The 16648-nt window shown below is 72.7% G+C and carries 13 protein-coding genes and 1 other RNA gene; 2 read left to right on the top strand and 12 right to left on the bottom strand.

The genetic code is table 11. The features are described 5' to 3' along the window. Positions 1 to 88: 88 nt before the first annotated feature. The 4 genes from ACIPM1_RS18370 to ACIPM1_RS18355 form a co-directional block, all read right to left on the bottom strand. A complete protein-coding gene (locus tag ACIPM1_RS18370; protein WP_402435596.1) occupies positions 89 to 1465 on the bottom strand; it encodes an acyltransferase in 1377 nt (458 codons plus the stop codon). Next, on the bottom strand, positions 1462 to 3807 hold the full coding sequence (locus tag ACIPM1_RS18365; protein ID WP_402435594.1) for a glycosyltransferase: 2346 nt from the start codon (positions 3805 to 3807) through the stop codon (positions 1462 to 1464). The genes ACIPM1_RS18370 and ACIPM1_RS18365 overlap by 4 nt, the downstream gene beginning before the upstream one ends. Further along, the gene (locus ACIPM1_RS18360; RefSeq protein ID WP_402435592.1) at positions 3807 to 4769 is read right to left on the bottom strand and encodes a translation initiation factor IF-2; all 963 of its coding nucleotides are present in this window, start codon (positions 4767 to 4769) and stop codon (positions 3807 to 3809) included. The genes ACIPM1_RS18365 and ACIPM1_RS18360 overlap by 1 nt, the downstream gene beginning before the upstream one ends. A 152-nt stretch (positions 4770 to 4921) precedes the next feature. Beyond that, entirely contained in the window at positions 4922 to 5887 is a 966-nt protein-coding gene (locus tag ACIPM1_RS18355; protein WP_402435589.1) for a LysR family transcriptional regulator, read from the bottom strand. Positions 5888 to 6104: 217 nt separating this feature from the next. On the opposite strand from ACIPM1_RS18355, the gene ACIPM1_RS18350 reads away from it, so the two are divergent. After that, positions 6105 to 7412 carry an MFS transporter gene (locus ACIPM1_RS18350; protein ID WP_402435586.1) on the top strand — a complete coding sequence of 436 codons (1308 nt, stop codon included), beginning with the start codon at positions 6105 to 6107 and terminating at the stop codon, positions 7410 to 7412. 106 nt (positions 7413 to 7518) lie between these two features. Here ACIPM1_RS18350 and ssrA read toward each other — a convergent pair. From ssrA to ftsE, 5 genes are all read right to left on the bottom strand, one after another. Next, positions 7519 to 7887, bottom strand: a transfer-messenger RNA (tmRNA) gene (ssrA, locus tag ACIPM1_RS18345). A gap of 143 nt (positions 7888 to 8030) precedes the next feature. Continuing rightward, a complete protein-coding gene (gene smpB, locus ACIPM1_RS18340; RefSeq protein WP_356189665.1) occupies positions 8031 to 8510 on the bottom strand; it encodes an SsrA-binding protein SmpB in 480 nt (159 codons plus the stop codon). Between the two features lie 74 nt (positions 8511 to 8584). Further along, complete coding sequence (locus ACIPM1_RS18335) at positions 8585 to 9754, bottom strand: S41 family peptidase (protein ID WP_402435583.1); 1170 nt, start codon at positions 9752 to 9754, stop codon at positions 8585 to 8587. Between the two features lie 67 nt (positions 9755 to 9821). Further along, positions 9822 to 10739: a permease-like cell division protein FtsX gene (gene ftsX / locus ACIPM1_RS18330; protein WP_402435580.1), complete on the bottom strand. Its 918-nt coding sequence runs from the start codon at positions 10737 to 10739 to the stop codon at positions 9822 to 9824. A gap of 33 nt (positions 10740 to 10772) precedes the next feature. Then, the gene (ftsE, locus tag ACIPM1_RS18325) at positions 10773 to 11462 is read right to left on the bottom strand and encodes a cell division ATP-binding protein FtsE (RefSeq protein WP_067235911.1); all 690 of its coding nucleotides are present in this window, start codon (positions 11460 to 11462) and stop codon (positions 10773 to 10775) included. A gap of 238 nt (positions 11463 to 11700) precedes the next feature. Between ftsE and ACIPM1_RS18320 the strand changes: the two genes are divergently transcribed. Then, positions 11701 to 11892, top strand: a complete 192-nt coding sequence (locus ACIPM1_RS18320) for a hypothetical protein (RefSeq protein WP_356189733.1) — start codon at positions 11701 to 11703, stop codon at positions 11890 to 11892. Positions 11893 to 11988: 96 nt separating this feature from the next. Here ACIPM1_RS18320 and ACIPM1_RS18315 read toward each other — a convergent pair whose 3' ends face one another. From ACIPM1_RS18315 to ACIPM1_RS18305, 3 genes are all read right to left on the bottom strand, one after another. After that, entirely contained in the window at positions 11989 to 12852 is an 864-nt protein-coding gene (locus ACIPM1_RS18315) for a hypothetical protein (protein WP_402435577.1), read from the bottom strand. A gap of 293 nt (positions 12853 to 13145) precedes the next feature. Next, complete coding sequence (prfB, locus tag ACIPM1_RS18310; protein WP_402435575.1) at positions 13146 to 14258, bottom strand: peptide chain release factor 2; 1113 nt, start codon at positions 14256 to 14258, stop codon at positions 13146 to 13148. A 963-nt stretch (positions 14259 to 15221) separates the two neighbouring features. Continuing rightward, complete coding sequence (locus ACIPM1_RS18305; protein WP_402435572.1) at positions 15222 to 16466, bottom strand: serine/threonine-protein kinase; 1245 nt, start codon at positions 16464 to 16466, stop codon at positions 15222 to 15224. Between the last annotated feature and the right edge of the window lie 182 nt (positions 16467 to 16648).

Raw genomic sequence — 16648 nt, 5'->3', positions numbered from 1 at the left:
GGGGCTCCTGATGGGGCGTCTGTGGTGGGTGAAGCAGCCGATACCGTATCGAGGTCACCGGCTGCCTCACCACACGGCATTGCGTTTGTTACGCCCTCACATCAGAAGTACGCGAACGGAATGCGCGCCTCCGTGATCCGCTCGGCCAGAGCCGCGGCCTCCGTCCCGCCGCCACGTCCTCGATCCAGCCGAAGGTGAGGACCGCCAGGGCGATCAGGGGCCACACCAGCAGGAACATGCACAGGGTGTAGGAGGAGTCCAGCGCGGAGGTGGCGGCGTCGCTCTGGAGGAAGGGGAGGTCGTAGGCCAGGTCGATGAGCGGGACCGTGGCCGTGATGAGCAGGTTGTGCCAGAGGTAGATCGTGACCGCGCGGTTGTTGGACAGCGTGACCAGCTTGTCCCAGCGGCGCAGGCGGCCCGGGAGCTCCCGCCAGGACGGGGAGTACTGGAGCAGGATCACGACGAAACCGAACGACCAGGACGCCTGGGCCAGCGGAATGTCGTTCAGGTCCCAGTGGTCGGGGCCCTGGTGGCCCGAGGCCCACCACAGCGCGAAGGTCATGAGGAAGACCGAGAGGGAGACGGCCAGATAGCGCGGGAACTTCGCCAACATGCCCTCGTGGTGCGCGAAGCCCAGCACCCAGCAGCCGCCGTAGACGGCGAAGTCCGTCACCGCGTTGCCCGTCTCGCCGGGGATGGTCACCACACCCGTGCCCACGACCGCGGTCAGCGCCAGGGGGGCCAGGAGCGTCGGCCAGGGGGCGCGGCGGAAGGCCCGCAGGAGCAGCGGGGAGGCGACCACGAACCACAGGTAGGCGCGGAGGTACCACAGCGGGCCCGCCGCGTCGCCCGCCCAAGTCCGCTCCAGCAGACCGGAGTCGGCGCCCAGGTGCCAGGGGTAGGGCGGGGCTCCGATCGGGAGGACGTAGTCCAGCAGGCGCGTCAGGCCGAGGGTGCCGCCCATGTCCGGGTCCTTCGCCGGGTTCCAGCCGGCGGCGAACATCAGTGTCAGCAGTACCGCGCTGAACGCCCACAGCGGCGGCAGCAGCCGCCGGAGCCGACCCCGGATCACACTCGGCGCCGGACGCTGGAGGGAACGCGCCATCAGGGAACCCGCGAGCGCGAACATCACGCCCATCGACGGGAAGAGGACCGTCAGCCAGGCCCAGCCGAAGAGGTGGTAGAACACGACCCGGACCAGGGCGAGGGAGCGAAGCAGGTCGAGGTAGCGGTCCCGGCCGGACGGCTTCCCGCTCGAGGCGGCTCCCGGGACGACTCCCGAGGTGACGGAAGGATCGGCGGCCTTCCCGCTCGCCGCGCTCGTCGTGGTCCGCGTGCTCGTCGCGGCCGGCGCCGCCCCGGCCGCCTCCGTCCGCCGGCGCGGAAAACCGTACTCCGGCGTCGGCTCGGCGCTCGCCGTCATCGGCTCCCCCGTCGGCTCCGCCCCCAGGTGTTCCTGTGTCATCCCACCGGCCTCCGCTCCGCCGCGTCGCCCGTCCGCCCCTCCGCCGCCAGGGACGGGGGCAGGGAAGCGGCCGGATCCGGGGCCGAGGCCGAAGACGGCGCCGGGGCCCCGGGCGCCCCCACCACCCCCGTGCGCCGCAGTTTCTGCCAGCGCAGGCGTCCGCCGGTCAGGGCGGTGATCCAGGACTGGAGCAGGACCACGTACATGAGCTGGCGGTACAGAATCTGCTGCAACGGCAGTGTGATCAGGTGGGTCATGCGTTCGCGGTCCAGGCGGAAGGCGTACGCCGCGCAGACGATTTGGACGGTCAGGACGCCCAGCCAGGCCAGGACCGTCTTCCCGGTCGGGCCGAAGACGATGCCGTAGAGCAGGAACACGTCGATCAGGGGGGCCAGCAGCGGCGCCACCACCATGAACAGGGAGACCAGGGGCAGGCCGACGCGGCCGAAGCGGCCGGAGGGGCCGCGGTCCAGCAGGGCCCCGCGGTGTTTCCAGATCGCCTGCATGGTTCCGTACGACCAGCGGTAGCGCTGGGACCACAGCTGCTGGACCGACTCCGGCGCCTCGGTCCAGGCGCGGGCCTTCTCTGCGTAGACCACCCGCCAGCCGGCCCGGTGCAGCGCCATGGTGATGTCGGTGTCCTCGGCGAGGGTGTCGTGGCTCATGCCGCCGACCTCCTCGAGGGCCGAGCGCCGGAAGGCGCCCACCGCGCCGGGGATCGTCGGCATGCAGCGCAGGACGTCGTACATGCGCCGGTCGAGGTTGAAGCCCATCACGTACTCGATGTGCTGCCAGGCGCCGATGAGGGAATTGCGGTTGCCGACCTTGGCGTTGCCCGCGACCGCGCCGACGCGCGGATCGCCGAAGGGCTGCACCAGCTCGCGCACGGTGGACGGTTCGAAGACCGTGTCGCCGTCCATCATGACGATCAGGTCGTGGCTCGCGTTGGCGATCCCGCGGTTGAGGGCCGCGGGCTTGCCCGCGTTGAGCTGGCGGACGACGCGGACGTCCGGCAGACCCATGTCCTCCACGATGCGGGCCGTGCCGTCGCTGGAGCCGTCGTCGACGACGAGGATCTCGATCGGGTGCTCGCTCGCGGTCAGTGAACGGACCGTGTTCTCGATGCACTTGGCCTCGTTGTAGGCGGGCACCAGCACCGACACCGCTTCGGTGACCGGCTCCCCCCAGCGGAACCCGCGCCGGCGCACACGCCGGGCGTGCGCCCCGGACAGCAGGAACATCAGCACGAAGCGGGCGATGACCAGGCCGCCGACCACCGCGAGGCAGACCACCAGGGCGTCGGTGATGTCGTCGGACGCCTGGACGAGGAAGACCCATGCCCGGCCCTTCCACAGGTCGGTCCCGGTGACCGGGGTGTGCGCGCTCGGCGCGTCGAGTGCCTCGGTGAGGTTGTCGAACCGGTAGCCGCGGGCCTGGAGTTCGGGCAGGAACCGGTCCAGCGCCCGCACCGTCTGGTGGCGGTCGCCGCCGGAGTCGTGCATCAGGACGACGGCGCCCTTGCCGCCCTGCGGGGTGGCGCGGCGGATGATCTCGCCGACGCCGGGCTTGCGCCAGTCCTCGCTGTCGGTGTTGTTGACGACGGTGATGTAGCCGCGGGAGCCGATGTACTCGGTCACCGGCCAGGACCTGTCGTCCATGGCGTCGGCGAAGGAGGAGTAGGGCGGCCGGAACAGCGAGGTGCGGATGCCCGCGGCGCCGGTGATGGCGAGCTGGTTCTGGGACAGCTCCCAGTCGATGCGCTTCTTCGACTGGTACGACAGGTCGGGGTGGTTGAAGGTGTGCAGGCCCACCTCGTGGCCCTCGGCGACCATGCGCCGGACCAGCTCCGGGTAGCGCGAGGTCATGGTGCCGGTGACGAAGAAGACCGCGTGCGCGTGGTGCTTCCTCAGCACGTCCAGCACCTTCGGCGTCCAGGTCGGGTCGGGGCCGTCGTCGAAGGTGAGCACCAGGCGGTGGTCGGGCACGCGCAGGCTGGTCGCGCGGCCGCCCCGGGTGTCGATGACCGGGCCCCCGTCGAGGATCTTCTCGGGGACCCGGTCGGTGGCGCTCTCGGACTGGATGCGGTGGTCGGCCAGGATCTCGCTGTGCACGTATCCGCGCAGCATCAGCATCGCCATCAGCGCGCCGAGGAAGAGGGTGGGCAGCAGCAGGCGCAGGGGCAGGCGGCGGCGCCGGGTGCTCCCGCGTGCCGAGGGCGCGGGAGCGTGCGCAGTGGGGCGGAGGCGGGAGCCGCGGGGGGTGCCGTGCGCCGGGCGCCGGGCGCGCGAGCCGTCCCGGGCCGGGCCCCCGGTCCGCGGCCGGCGGCGGGTGGGCTGGGCCATCAGACGACCTGCACCGTGAGGGAGGCGCCGGAGCCGGCCGGGGCCGTGTCCCCGGCGGCGGGCCTGGGCGAGCTGGGGCCGTCGGCCACCGTGCCGGGCCCACCCGTGCCGGAGCCGCCCGAGACCGGGGACGGGGACGGGCCGGGCGAGGGCTCGCCGCCGCCCACGGACGGGCTGGGGTCGGGCGAGGCGGAGACCGGAGGCGGGGACGGCTCCACGGCGGGAGCGGTGACGCCGGCACCCGGGGTCTTCGGGGTGCCGGTGACGGACGGACGGGGCGCGGCCGAGGCGCCCGGCTTGGTCGGTCCGGCGGAGACGCGGGGTGCGCCGGCGGTGGGGCCGGGCGTGGGACGGACGACGGCGGCCGTCGGCGCGATCCCGGGCAGGGCGCCGCCGCCGTCGGTGCCGGGCGGGCGGGCAGGTGCCGAGGGTGCGGGAGAGGTGTTGACGGTGCTCGCGGGCGGGTCGTCGGCCTGGCCCGGCACCGGCAGCCAGGGCGCGTTGGAGTTGCCCGACACGAGGGTGACGACGATGACGACGGCGTAGACCGCGCAGGTGAGGCCGACCGCCATGCCGATACGGCGGAACCGGCGGCTGCGGCGGCCGGACTCGTCGACGAAGACGGGTCCGTCGGAGCCCCCGTCCCGGCCGCCCGCGCCGTGCGGGCCGGACTGGTCCGGCGACCGGCCCGCGACACGGTCGAGTTGGACGGTCACCTCGGCGGGGTCCGGGGCGCCCGCGGTGCTCCGCCCGTCGCCGGTCCCGCTGCCGGTCCCGCTGCCGGGCTCGGAGTCCTGCCACGGGTCCTCGACGCGCAGGGCGCCGGTGAGGACGGTCTCCGCGACCGTCCGGACGTCGCCCTCGGCCATGGGCACCTCACCGGTCGCGGCGGCGGCCGCGGGCCATTCCGGCTGGGTGCCTTCCCTGCCCTTGAGGTCGTTCTTCAGGTCTTTCGCGCGCACGTACGTTCCCCTCACGGGAGTGTTCCGGGCGCGCATACGACTCCGAGCCCGCGTCGCCGGACTCGGCCCCACCGGTCCGGACGCCACCCGTGTCACACCGTGCTCGGCAGGCACAAACGTAGTGCCCGCGGGGCGTGCGGATTTGCGATGTTTCAATGGTGAACGGAATTGACCGATTCGTCGACGTCCGGAATCCATCCCGTTTCGGGTCGACGCAGCCAGCCCTCCGCTTCGGCGATCTCCGCGGCGGCGCGGCGCACCGCGCCGAACGCCGGGTGCGTCAGCCCCTTGCGCCACACCAGGGACACCGGGGACAGCGGTATCGGGTCGACGAGCGGCCGTACGACGGTGCCCGGCAGGGCGGCGAAGCCCACCACCGCGAGGACCGGGTGCCCGGTCTTGGCCATGAGCCGCTGGAACTCCTCCTCCCCCACCGCCAGCGGGGCCGGCGGCGCGACCGTGATGCCGCGGGGGTCGAAGAGGCGGTGCGCGAGGTCGGTCCACTCCGGGGTGCGCGGGTTGCCGGCTCCGGCGTACACGGTCTCGCCCGCCAGCGCGGCCAGCGGGACGGCCGCGAGCGGTGCCAGCGGGTGCGCCTCGGGCAGCAGCAGGGCCATCGGCTCGTACCGCACGTGCTGGTGGTCCAGCCGGGCCCGCAACCCCGGGTCCAGACCGGCGAACCGCCCGAACGACGCGTCCAGCCGCCCCGCGAGCACCTCGGCGGCGGCGTGGGCCAGCCCGCTCTCGAAGCGGGCCATGATCTCGTGCTCGGGGGCGAGTTCGCGGGCCCGGTGCAGCACACGGCGGCCGGTGTCCAGATTCGGGGAGTTGAGGTCGACGAGCAGCGGCCGGGCCTGCCCGAAGGCGGCCAGCAGCTCGTCCTGGGCCTCCAGGGCGCGCCGCGCGTACGGCAGCAGCCGCTCGCCGTCCGCCGTGAGGGTCACCTGCCGGGTGGTCCGGACGAACAGCTCGGCGCCCAGCTCCCGTTCGAGCCGCCGTACGTCCCTGCTGAGCGCCTGCTGGGCGAGGTAGAGCCGGACCGCGGCCCGGGTGAAGTGCAGCTCCTCGGCGACGGTGACGAAGGCGCGCAGCAGGCGCGGGTCCAGGTGGGCGGGCATGGGCCGAACCTACAACGGCGGTGTGCGCGCCCCTCCGGGGGCTCAGGGCTCGGGGCTCGGGGATGCGGGGTTCGGGGTCGCGGGGCTCAGCGGCCCGGGGTCGCGGGGCGCGGCGGCTCGGAGCGCGGCGGCTCGGCGGATTTCACAACACAACTGCGTGAATAGGTGCCGGGTAGGTGTTGGACGCCCGTGGTCGGCGGCCGGGACGGTGGACTCCATGCCGTATCCGCCGTATCCGCCGTATCCGCCCACCCGTGACCACGCGACCGCCCGGTCTCTCCTGTTCACCGTCACCGCCGACACCCTCGTCGCCGTCGACTTCGCCCCGCGCACCCGGCACCGTCCGCCGGGCCCGTACCGCCGCCTGTTCACGGTGCCCGGGGCCCGGGCGTTCACCGCGGGGAACCTGCTGGCCCGGCTGCCCATGGGCATGCTCAGCGTGAGCGCGGTGGTGATGATCGCCGCCTCCCGCGGCTCGTACGCGCTCGCCGGCGCGGTCACCGCCACCGGCCTCGCGGCCACCGCGCTGACCGCCCCCTGGATCGCCCGGCTGGTGGACCGGCACGGCCAGGCGCGGATCGCGGTGCCCGCCACGGTGTGCGCCGTGCTGGGCAGCCTGGCGCTGCTGCTGTGCGTGCACTACGACGCCCCGGACTGGACCCTGTTCGCCGCGTACGCCGCGACCGCGACCACTCCCAACACCGGCGGCATGTCCCGGGCCCGCTGGGCGCACCTGCTGGCGGGCGACGCACGGGCGCTGCACACCGCGAACTCCTTCGAGCAGGCGGCGGACGAGCTGTGCTTCATGCTGGGGCCGGCCCTCGCCGCCTATCTGTGCGGGACGTTCTTCCCGGAGGCGGGCACGCTGGCCGGGGCGGTGCTGCTGCTGACCGGGGTGCTGGTGTTCGCCGCCCAGCGCTCGACCGAGCCGCCGCCCCGGCCGCGTACGCCCGCCAAGGCGCCGCTGCGCGCACCGGGGATGCCGGGCCGGCTGGCGGTGTGCCTGGCCATGGGCGCGGTCTTCGGCGCGATGGAGGTCGTCACCGTGGCGTTCGCCGACGACCGGGGCCACCGGTCGGCGGCGGGGGTGGCCCTGGGACTCCAGGCGGCCGGTTCCTGCGTGGCCGGGCTGGTGTACGGGGCGCTGCGGCCCTCGGGCCCGGCCGCCCGGCGGCTGCCGTGGTGCGTCGCGGCGATGACGGCGCTCATGACGCTGCCGCTGCTGGCCGCCGCGCTGACCGGCTCCCTGCCGCTGGTGGCGCTGGCGCTGCTGGTGGCGGGTACGGCGACCGCTCCGACGATGGTCACCAACCTGACCCTGGTGCAGGAGCACACTCCCGAGGGCCGCCTCAACGAGGGCATGACCCTGGCGGTGACCGGCCTGCTCGGCGGCATCGCCTGCGGCAGCGCGGCCGGCGGCTGGGTGGTGGAGCACCTGTCCCCGACGGCCGGTTACGGCGTGCCGGTGACGGCCGCGGCGGCCGCACTGCTGATCTCCCTGGCCCAGCCGGCCGACGACGCCTGATCCGGGGCCCGCCCGAGCCGGTACGCGGCGCGCCGCGCACGACGAAGGGCGGGCATGACGAAGGCCCCGTCGCTCTGGGAGCGGCGGGGCCTTGCCCACATGGGATGAGTGGAGATGGCGGGAATCGAACCCGCGTCCAACGGTGCGGAATCAGGGCTTCTCCGTGTGCAGTCCGCTTCGCTTTTCTCGGCCCCGGAGATCACGCGGACAAGTCTCCGACGGGCTCAGTCACTGTTTGATTTCCCTCTTCACCCCGTGACCGGGATCAAGGTTTAGTTCCCTAGCTGATGCCAGGATCCGGGTCGGGAACAGCCCCGGGCTGACACTTCGCAAGTCGCTACTTAGGCAGCGAGGGCGAAGGAATCGCGCTTGGTGTTGGCGATTATTTTTTTCGGCCTGTGGTTTACGAGATCATGGCCGCTTCCTCGACACGCTTCCCCTGCTTCGACAGCCGCTGTCGAAACCGATCATCCCCATGTTGATTTTTCAAAGCCGGCCTCTCCGGGGAGAGACCCGCACCCTCTGTGAGGTGCGCTGCCATCGTACGTGACCAACACAGGTCGATGCCAGCGTATTCCCGGGCGGCGGCCCGGGGCCCGCGGCCGCTGCCCGCGCCGCCTACGCCCGCTGCTTGCGCCGGACCGCGGCCATGGCGCGGTCCGCCTCACGGCGGTCCTGCTTCTCGCGGAGCGTCTGCCGCTTGTCGTACTCCTTCTTGCCCCGCGCCAGCGCGATCTCGACCTTGGCCCGGCCGTCCTTGAAGTACAGGGCCAGCGGCACGATCGTGTGCCCCGTCTCCTGGGACTTGGCCTCCAGCTTCTCGATCTCCACCCGGTGCAGCAGCAGCTTCCGCTTGCGGCGGGCGCTGTGGTTGGTCCAGGTGCCCTGGCTGTACTCCGGCACGTGCACGTTGTGCAGCCACGCCTCGTGATCGTCGAGCTGCACGAAGCCGTCGGCCAGCGACGCCCGCCCCTGACGCAGCGACTTCACCTCGGTCCCGGTGAGGACCAGGCCGGCCTCGTAGGTGTCGAGGATGTGGTAGTCGTGCCGCGCCTTCTTGTTCTGCGCGATCAGCTTGCGCCCTTTTTCCTTAGCCATAGTGCGACCCATTTTCGCACTACGCGGGGGGTGTGCGGGAAGCCGATTAACGGATCGCCGCGCGTGAGGGGCCGCTACGAGGGGTCGCCGAGCCCGCCGAGCACCCTCTCCGCGCGCCCCAGCGGGTCCCGGCCCGCGTCCAGGTCCGGGGTGATGCCCCGGCCGTCGACGGCGTGACCGGAGGGGGTGCGGTAGTGACCGACGGTGAGCTCGGCGACGGAGCCGCCGGGCAGCCGGCTCGGCATCTGCACCGAGCCCTTGCCGAAGGTGCGCGAGCCCACGACGACCGCGCGGCCGCGGTCCTGCAAAGCGCCGGTGAGCAGCTCGGCCGCGCTCATCGTGCCGCCGTCGACGAGCGTGACCAGGGGGCGCGCGGTGTCGCCGCCGGGGTCGGCGTGCAGGGCGCGCTGCCGGCCGTCGACGTCGTAGGTGGCGACCAGGCCGCCGTCGAGGAAGGCGGAGGCGGCGGTGACGGCCTCGGTGACCAGCCCGCCGGAGTTGCCGCGCAGGTCGAGGATGATCCCGGCGTCGGCCGGGGCGTTGCGCACGGCGGTGCGGACGGTGTCGCCGACGCCCCGGGTGAAGGCCGCGACCTTGACGACGGTGGCGCCGTCGGCGAGCCGGTGGACGGTGACCGAGTCGGTGGAAAGGCGGGCCCGGCGCAGCGTGAGGCTCCACGCGCGCGTGCCGCGTTCCAGGCCGAGGGTGACGGAGGTACCGGCGGGAGCGTCGTCGGCGTCCCCGCGCAGCAGCGAGACGACTTCGGTGACGGGCCGCCCGTCGACCTTCTCGCCGTCGACGGTGCGCAGGCGGTCGCCGCCGCGGATCCCGGCGACGGCCGCGGGCGAGCCGCCGCTCACCCGGGTCACCTCGATCCGGCCGTCCCGCTCGCGCCGCGCCCACAGGCCGACGCCGGTGTAGCGGCCGTCGAGGGCCTGCTCGAACTCCTTGTACTCGCCCTGAGAGTAGACGGCGTCCCAGCGGTTCCCGCTGCGGCTCACGGCGCGTTCGGCGGCCTCCATCGGGGAGGTGCCGTCGGCCATGGCCTGGGCGGCCGCCCTCGCCACCTCCTGGTGGCGGCTGACGGTGACGGGCGAGCCGGCCGCTTCGGCCGGCGGTGCCGTGTCGGGGCCCGGGAGGGCGCCCGTCGCCGCGCCGGCCACGAGCACGCTCGCGAACACCAATGTCAGGGCGGCCCCGCGGCGGAGGCGGCGGGGCGGGCAGAACAGGTCACGGCCTGACATGCCGGTGAGTCTAGACAACGCAAGAGGGCCGTACGGCCGCTTGACCGTACGACCCCCTTGGCATGTGTCACACCTTCAGGTACTTGCGCAGCGCGAAGAACGCGGCCAGCGCGGGCATCAGCACACTCGCGGCGAGGATCAGCGGGAGCTTGGTGAGCACCGCGTCCCAGCCCACGAAGTTGATCAGGTTCAGCTTCGAGGACAGGGCCATGCCGTGGTCGATCGTGAAGTACCGCCCGACGACCAGGAAGACGCACGCCAGGCCGCCGCCGATGAGCCCGGCGACCGCGGCCTCCATGATGAACGGCGCCTGGATGTAGAAGCCGGACGCGCCGACCAGCCGCATGATCCCGGTCTCGCGCCGGCGGCTGAACGCGGAGACGCGCACCGTGTTGACGATCAGCAGCAGCGCGACGACGAGCATCAGCGCCATCACGCCGAGCGCCGCGTTGTTCATCAGGTTCAGCAGCCCGAAGAGGTTGTCCAGGATGCCCTTCTGGTCCTGCACGGACTGCACGCCGTCGCGCCCGTTGAAGGCGCTCGCGATGACCTTGTACTGCTCCGGGTTCTTCAGCTTGATCCGGTACGACTCCTGCATCTGGTCCGGCGTGAGGGAGGCCGCCAGCGGGGAGTCGCCGAACTGCTCCTTGTAGTGCTTGTACGCCTCGTCCTGCGATTCGTACGTGACCTTCTGCACCACCGACATCTTGTCCAGGTCGGCGAGGATCTGCTTCTTCTGGTCCGTGGTCACCGCGCCCTTGGCGCAGTTGGCGTCGTTCTCGGCGTCGCTCTTGTTGCAGAGGAAGATCGAGACGTTGACCTTGTCGTACCAGTAGCCCTTCATGGTGCTCACCTGGTCGCTCATCAGCAGCGAACCGCCGAACAGGGCCAGGGACAGGGCGACGGAGACGATGACGGCGAACGTCATCGTCAGGTTGCGGCGGAGACCCACACCGATCTCCGACAGGACGAACTGGGCGCGCATGGCGTCTGGTCAAGCCTTTCCGACGTGAACTCTTCAGTGCTGGTAGCCGTAGACGCCGCGCGCCTGGTCGCGGACGAGGCGGCCCTTCTCCAGCTCGATGACGCGCTTGCGCATCTGGTCCACGATGTTCTGGTCGTGGGTGGCCATCACCACGGTCGTGCCCGTCCGGTTGATCCGGTCGAGCAGCTTCATGATGCCGACGGAGGTCTGCGGGTCGAGGTTTCCGGTGGGCTCGTCGGCGATCAGCAGCTTGGGCCGGTTGACGAAGGCCCGCGCGATGGCGACGCGCTGCTGCTCACCGCCGGACAGCTCGCCCGGCATCCGGTCCTCCTTGCCGCCGAGCCCGACGAGGTCGAGCACCTGCGGCACGGACTTGCGGATCTCGCCGCGGGACTTGCCGATGACCTCCTGCGCGAAGGCCACGTTCTCGGCGACCGTCTTGTTGGGCAGCAGGCGGAAGTCCTGGAACACCGTCCCCAACTGGCGGCGCATCTGCGGCACCTTCCAGTTGGAGAGGCGCGCGAGGTCCTTGCCCAGGACGTGCACCTGACCGTGGCTGCACCGCTCCTCGCGGAGGACCAGCCTCAGGAAGGTGGACTTTCCGGAGCCGGAGGACCCCACGAGGAACACGAACTCGCCCTTCTCCACCTCGAGGGAGACATCCCTCAGGGCGGGGCGGGTCTGCTTGGGGTAGACCTTGGAGACATTGTCGAATCGGATCACGGATGCACCACGGGTCGCCGGGGGTAGATGAGCGTGACCATACGCGACCCGGGTGGGCCAGCGCAGTCGCCGGTCGCGGTTGCGCGCGGCTTGTGCGTTTTTGTACGGGCCTTTGTCGCGGAGGCGGGCCTCCTGGGGAACCCGCGCTGAAATCCACGGAACCTGGCACAGTGGTGTGGGGAACGTTCGGGTGTCCGCGAGCGTTGTGTAGGTGGAGACGTGCAAGGAGGGCGAGCGCATGACGTACGACCGGTTGGTGTGCGCTAACTGCGCGGCGCCCGTGAGCGAGGGCCGGTGCCCGGTGTGCCGCGCGAACCGCGAGCGGCTGCAGCAGGAGAACTTCTTCTCGGGGCTGAACCCCATGGCGCTGATCGCGCTGCTCGCGGTGCTGATCGCCGCGGTGGCGCTGCTGGCGCACCAGACGGCCTGAGCGGCTGCCGGAGGACGGACGAAGGGCCCGGAGCGGGAAGCTCCGGGCCCTCACGCATGATCGAGCCGCATACGCCCCGTAGGGCTCCGGCTACGCTCAGGCGGCGGCGCCGCCGCGGCCCTCCATGACGCGCGGCAGGACGCGGAAGCCGATACCGCCGGCGATCATGGTGGCGGCGCCGATCAGCAGGAACGCGGTCTGGCCGGCACCCGTCTCGGCGAGCTGCTTGCCGTTGCCCTGGGCCGAGGTGTTCGGCGTGTCCGAGCCGGTGTCGGTGAGGGCCGAGGAGCCCTCCTCCTGGGCGGTGTTGTCGTTGCCGCCGCCGTTGACGTCGGGGCCGCCGGTGGTGGGGCCGCCAGCGGTGGTGGAACCGCCGCCAGTGGTGGAACCGCCGTCGGTGCCCGAGCCGCCGGTGCCACCGGAGCCGCCGGTGTTGCCCGAGCCGCCGCCAGTGGTCGAACCGCCGGTGGTGGCCCCGCCGTTCGAGGAACCGCCGGTGGTGCTGCTGCCGCCGGTCGTGCTGCTGCCGCCGCCGGTCGCGCTGCCGCCGGTGGTGCTGCCGCCGGTCGTCGAACTGCCGCCGGTGGTGGTGTCGCCTCCCGTGGTGGTGTCACCGCCGGTGGTGGTGTCACCACCCGTGGTGGTGTCACCGCCGGTGGTGGTGTCACCGCCGGTGGTGGTGTCCCCGCCGGTGGAGCTGTCACCGCCGGTGGAGCTGTCACCACCGGTGGAGCTGTCACCACCGCCGATCACACCAGCGATGGAGCCGTCCCCGCCGTCGGTGCCACCATCGGAGGTGGTGCCCCCGTCGTTGCCGCCGGCGGGGACGCCGACGCCCGCGTCCAGCGTCACGCCGAGGTCGAGCGCGGAAGCGGCACCCGCGGCGGTGAGCGAGGCGCCCGCGGCGATCACGGCACCCGCGGCTATACGCGCGACACGGATCCGTGTCTTCTTGGTCATGTGGTTGCTACCCCCAGTAGCCGATCGTCAATGAGGCCGCGCACGGGGCAGTGATCGACGGAGGTGCAGAACGAATGGAGCCCCCCGGTTCACATGCGCCCCACAGATACGCATGCCGCGCTTTACCCTTCCCACAATTCACAGCAGCGTCAAGGCCGTTGCGCAGGCGATGTCCTGGTTCGCGCTCTTTGCCGGGGGGTGAATCATGTGAGTGTGACGAGAATCCCGGACATCGGGGCACACAAAAGGCAACTGCCGCCCCGGGGGCGGCAGTTGCCTTGTCGACAAAGCGCTCAGCTCTGCTGTTCCTGCTGCTTGCGCCAGCGAATCCCGGCCTCCAGGAACCCGTCGATCTCGCCGTTGAACACGGCCTCGGGGTTGCCGACCTCGCACTCCGTACGCAGGTCCTTGACCATCTGGTACGGGTGCAGGACGTACGAGCGCATCTGGTTGCCCCAGGAGTTGCCGCCGTCGCCCTTGAGGGCGTCCATCTTGGCCTGCTCCTCCTGGCGCCGCCGCTCCAGCAGCTTGGCCTGGAGGACGTTCATCGCGGTGGCCTTGTTCTGGATCTGGGACCGCTCGTTCTGGCAGGAGACCACGATGCCGGTGGGCAGGTGGGTGATGCGCACCGCGGAGTCGGTGGTGTTCACGCCCTGGCCGCCGGGGCCGGAGGAGCGGTAGACGTCGATGCGCAGCTCGGACTCGTCGATCTCGACGTGGTCGGACTGCTCGACCACGGGGAGCACCTCGACGCCCGCGAAGGACGTCTGGCGGCGGCCCTGGTTGTCGAAGGGGGAGATCCGGACCAGCCGGTGCGTGCCCTGCTCGACGGAGAGGGTGCCGTAGGCGTACGGCACCTGCACGGCGAAGGTGGTCGACTTGATGCCGGCCTCTTCGGCGTACGACGTCTCGTAGACCTCGGTCTTGTAGCCGTGCCGCTCGGCCCAGCGCAGGTACATGCGCTGGAGCCGCTCGGCGAAGTCGGCCGCGTCGACGCCGCCGGCCTCGGCACGGATGTTGACGAGCGCCTCGCGGGAGTCGTACTCGCCGGAGAGGAGGGTGCGGACCTCCATCTCGTCGAGCGCCTTCTTGACGGCGGCGAGCTCCGAGTCGGCCTCGGCACGGGTGTCCGGGTCGTCCTCTTCCTCGGCCATCTCGAAGAGCACGGCGAGATCGTCGATCCGTCCGCGCAGGGCCTCGGCCTTCCTGACCTCCGCCTGGAGGTGGGAGAGCTTGCTGGTGATCTTCTGCGCCTCGTCCGGGTTGTCCCACAGGGACGGCGCGGCCGCCTGCTCCTCGAGCACGGCGATGTCTGCCCTCAGCTTCTCGAGGTCCAGAACGGCCTCGATCGACTCCATGGTCGAGGAGAGGGACTTGAGCTCTTCGGATACATCGACGACTGCCACACCTCCAGCGTAACGGCTCCGCCAAGTGGGGAACGCCGAGCGCGGACGGTCGCCGGGCGGCGGGCGCGGGGCTGGGGGTTCCCGGGGCCGCCGGGGCCGGGAGGCGGGGCTCCGGGCCCCAGCGGAGCCCGGTGCTGGGCCGCCGGACCGCGACAGCCCGGAGCAGAAGGTCCCCGGGCCGTCGGCCCCCGAAGCGGAAGGTCCGCGCCACCAGGACCCAAGGCGGAAGGTCCCCGCGCCACAGAGCCCGGAGCAGAAGGTCCCCGCGCCACCCGGACCCGAAGCAGGGAGTCCCCAGACCACCCGGGCCCGGAGCTGGGGCCGCCAGGGCGCCAGGCCCCCGAGCTGGGGGCACCCGGCCGCCAGGACCCCGAGCGGCGCCTCCTGGGCCGCCAGGACCCGAAGCGGGGAGTCCCCAGGCCACCCTGACCTGGAGCAGGAGGCCCCCAAGCCACCCGGAGCAGGGGCCCCGGTCCAGGACCCCGAGCGGCGCCTCCTGGGCCACCAGGACCCGAAGCGGGGGGACCGGGCTGCAAGGACCTGGAGCGGGCCCCCGGCCACCCGGACCCGGAGCTGGCGGCACCGGGCCGCCGGCGGGCGGCCGCCGGGCCGTCGAAACCACGGCGGGGACCCGGATCAGGAGCTCCCGGGCCGCACGGGCGGACGGCCCTGCGCCGGGCGCCACTGCGGGCCCGCGACCGCTGCCCTCCCGGGACGGTCCTCTGGGTCTCCGCAGCCCCGGCGGCCTACCCGGGCCCTCCTGCCCCGGCCGCCCTGGCCGCCCTGGCCGCGCGGGGTGAGGGCAGAGACGCCCGGGGCTGAGGGGCCTCAACCCCGGCGGTGCTCCGGCTGCTGCCGATCTTCGCCAGGACGCCCTCTCCGGCCCCTGCCGGTCTGCCCCCTACGGCCCCTAAGGCCTCTCCAGCCCCTGCCGTGCCCGCCGTCCGGGGCGACGGCGCCGGGTCAGGGGGCTGCCGGTGCCGAGTGGCCCTTGTCCTGGGACGGCGGGGCCGGGTCGTCGTCCGAGGACGCCAGCCATGCCCCCACGCCGACCGCCGCAGCCAGCACGGTCCCGGCCACGCCGAGGGTGATCCGGCGCCGCCGCGCGACCGCCCGGTGCCGGGCCGAGCCCGGGCGCGGGGCACCCGTGGCGCGCGGGACCCGCGCGGTGCCGCGGGCGCCGCCGGCCAGCTCGTCCGGGCCCGGCACCCGCATCGAGGTGTGCGTGTCCCGGTTGGAGTCCGGCCTGGCCCCCGGGACCAGCGGGACCGCGCCCCGCCGCCGCGCCCGCTCGCCGGCCGGTTCCAAGGCCTCCTCGGACGTCTCCTCCTGCGGCTCCCGCTCCGGCTCCGTGTCCGGCTCGTCCACGTCCAGCGGCGGCATCCCCGCGAGCATCGGCAGCAGCTCCCGCAGCCGCGCCCCCAGCTCGGAGGCGCGCAGCCGGGACGCGGGCGCCTTCGCCAGGCACTGCACGAGCAGCTGCCACAGCTCGTCCGGGATGCCGGGCAGCGGTACCACCGTCTCCGTGACGTGCCGCCGCAGCACCGCGCCGGGGTGCCCGCCGCCGAACGGGGTGAAGCCCGCCAGCAGCTCGTACAGGACCGTGGCCAGGGCGTAGATGTCGACCGCGGCGCGCGGGGGCAGGCCCTCGACGATCTCCGGCGCCAGATAGTCCGGCGTGCCGATGATCTTCGTCGCCCGGGTCCGCTTCGGCGAGTCGATGAGCTTGGCCACCCCGAAGTCGGTCAGCAGCGCCGGGTGCGAACCGCCCGGGCCGAGCGGGCCCTGCATGTCCAGCAGCACGTTCTCCGGCTTGACGTCCCGGTGGACGACCCCGGCCGCGTGGGCGGCCGCCAGCCCGTCGGCGACGTCCGCGACGACGGCCACCGCCGCCTCGGGCGCCATCCGCCGCTCCCGCTCCAGGCGGGTGCGCAGGTCCGTGCCGCGGACGAGGTCCATCACCAGGGCCAGGTCGTTGCCGTCGACCACGAGGTCCCGTACGGAGACCACGTGCGGGTGCTCCAGGCCCAGCAGGGCTGTCCGCTCCTGCACGAAGCGGCCCACGAGCTCCTGGTCGGACGCGAGATCCTCGCGCAGCAGCTTGATGGCCACGGGCCCGTCCGGCCCCTCGCCCAGCCACACCGTGCCGGCGCTGCCCCGTCCCAGGATCTGGTGGGCGGTGTACCGGCTGCCGATCTTCCGTGCCAAGACTGCTCCTACAGACGCGTGTTGCCGACAAAGCTACGCGTCCGGCGAACCAACCTTCACCGCGGAGTGGGAAATCGACCGTTGGATGTCGACAAATCCCCAGGATCGCGAGGGAGAACCACGGCGTACCCTCCGCCCGTCCGCCCGTCCGAAGGGCCCTCCGGTCCGCCCGGCTCGCCCGG

This window comes from Streptomyces sp. NPDC086766 (genome assembly GCF_044746005.1).
Taxonomy (GTDB): Bacteria; Actinomycetota; Actinomycetes; order Streptomycetales; family Streptomycetaceae; genus Streptomyces.
This window is presented reverse-complemented; position numbering and strand designations above follow the sequence as displayed.

Excerpts from the sequence above, each read along its gene's own strand:
- ACIPM1_RS18370 (WP_402435596.1), bottom strand. The coding sequence starts at position 1,465 with ATGACACAGGAACACCTGGGGGCGGAGCCGACGGGGGAGCCGATGACG.
- ACIPM1_RS18365 (WP_402435594.1), bottom strand. The coding sequence starts at position 3,807 with ATGGCCCAGCCCACCCGCCGCCGGCCGCGGACCGGGGGCCCGGCCCGG.
- ACIPM1_RS18355 (WP_402435589.1), bottom strand. The coding sequence starts at position 5,887 with ATGCCCGCCCACCTGGACCCGCGCCTGCTGCGCGCCTTCGTCACCGTC.
- ACIPM1_RS18350 (WP_402435586.1), top strand. The coding sequence starts at position 6,105 with ATGCCGTATCCGCCGTATCCGCCGTATCCGCCCACCCGTGACCACGCG.
- smpB (WP_356189665.1), bottom strand. The coding sequence starts at position 8,510 with ATGGCTAAGGAAAAAGGGCGCAAGCTGATCGCGCAGAACAAGAAGGCG.
- ACIPM1_RS18335 (WP_402435583.1), bottom strand. The coding sequence starts at position 9,754 with ATGTCAGGCCGTGACCTGTTCTGCCCGCCCCGCCGCCTCCGCCGCGGG.
- ftsX (WP_402435580.1), bottom strand. The coding sequence starts at position 10,739 with ATGCGCGCCCAGTTCGTCCTGTCGGAGATCGGTGTGGGTCTCCGCCGC.
- ACIPM1_RS18320 (WP_356189733.1), top strand. The coding sequence starts at position 11,701 with ATGACGTACGACCGGTTGGTGTGCGCTAACTGCGCGGCGCCCGTGAGC.
- ACIPM1_RS18315 (WP_402435577.1), bottom strand. The coding sequence starts at position 12,852 with ATGACCAAGAAGACACGGATCCGTGTCGCGCGTATAGCCGCGGGTGCC.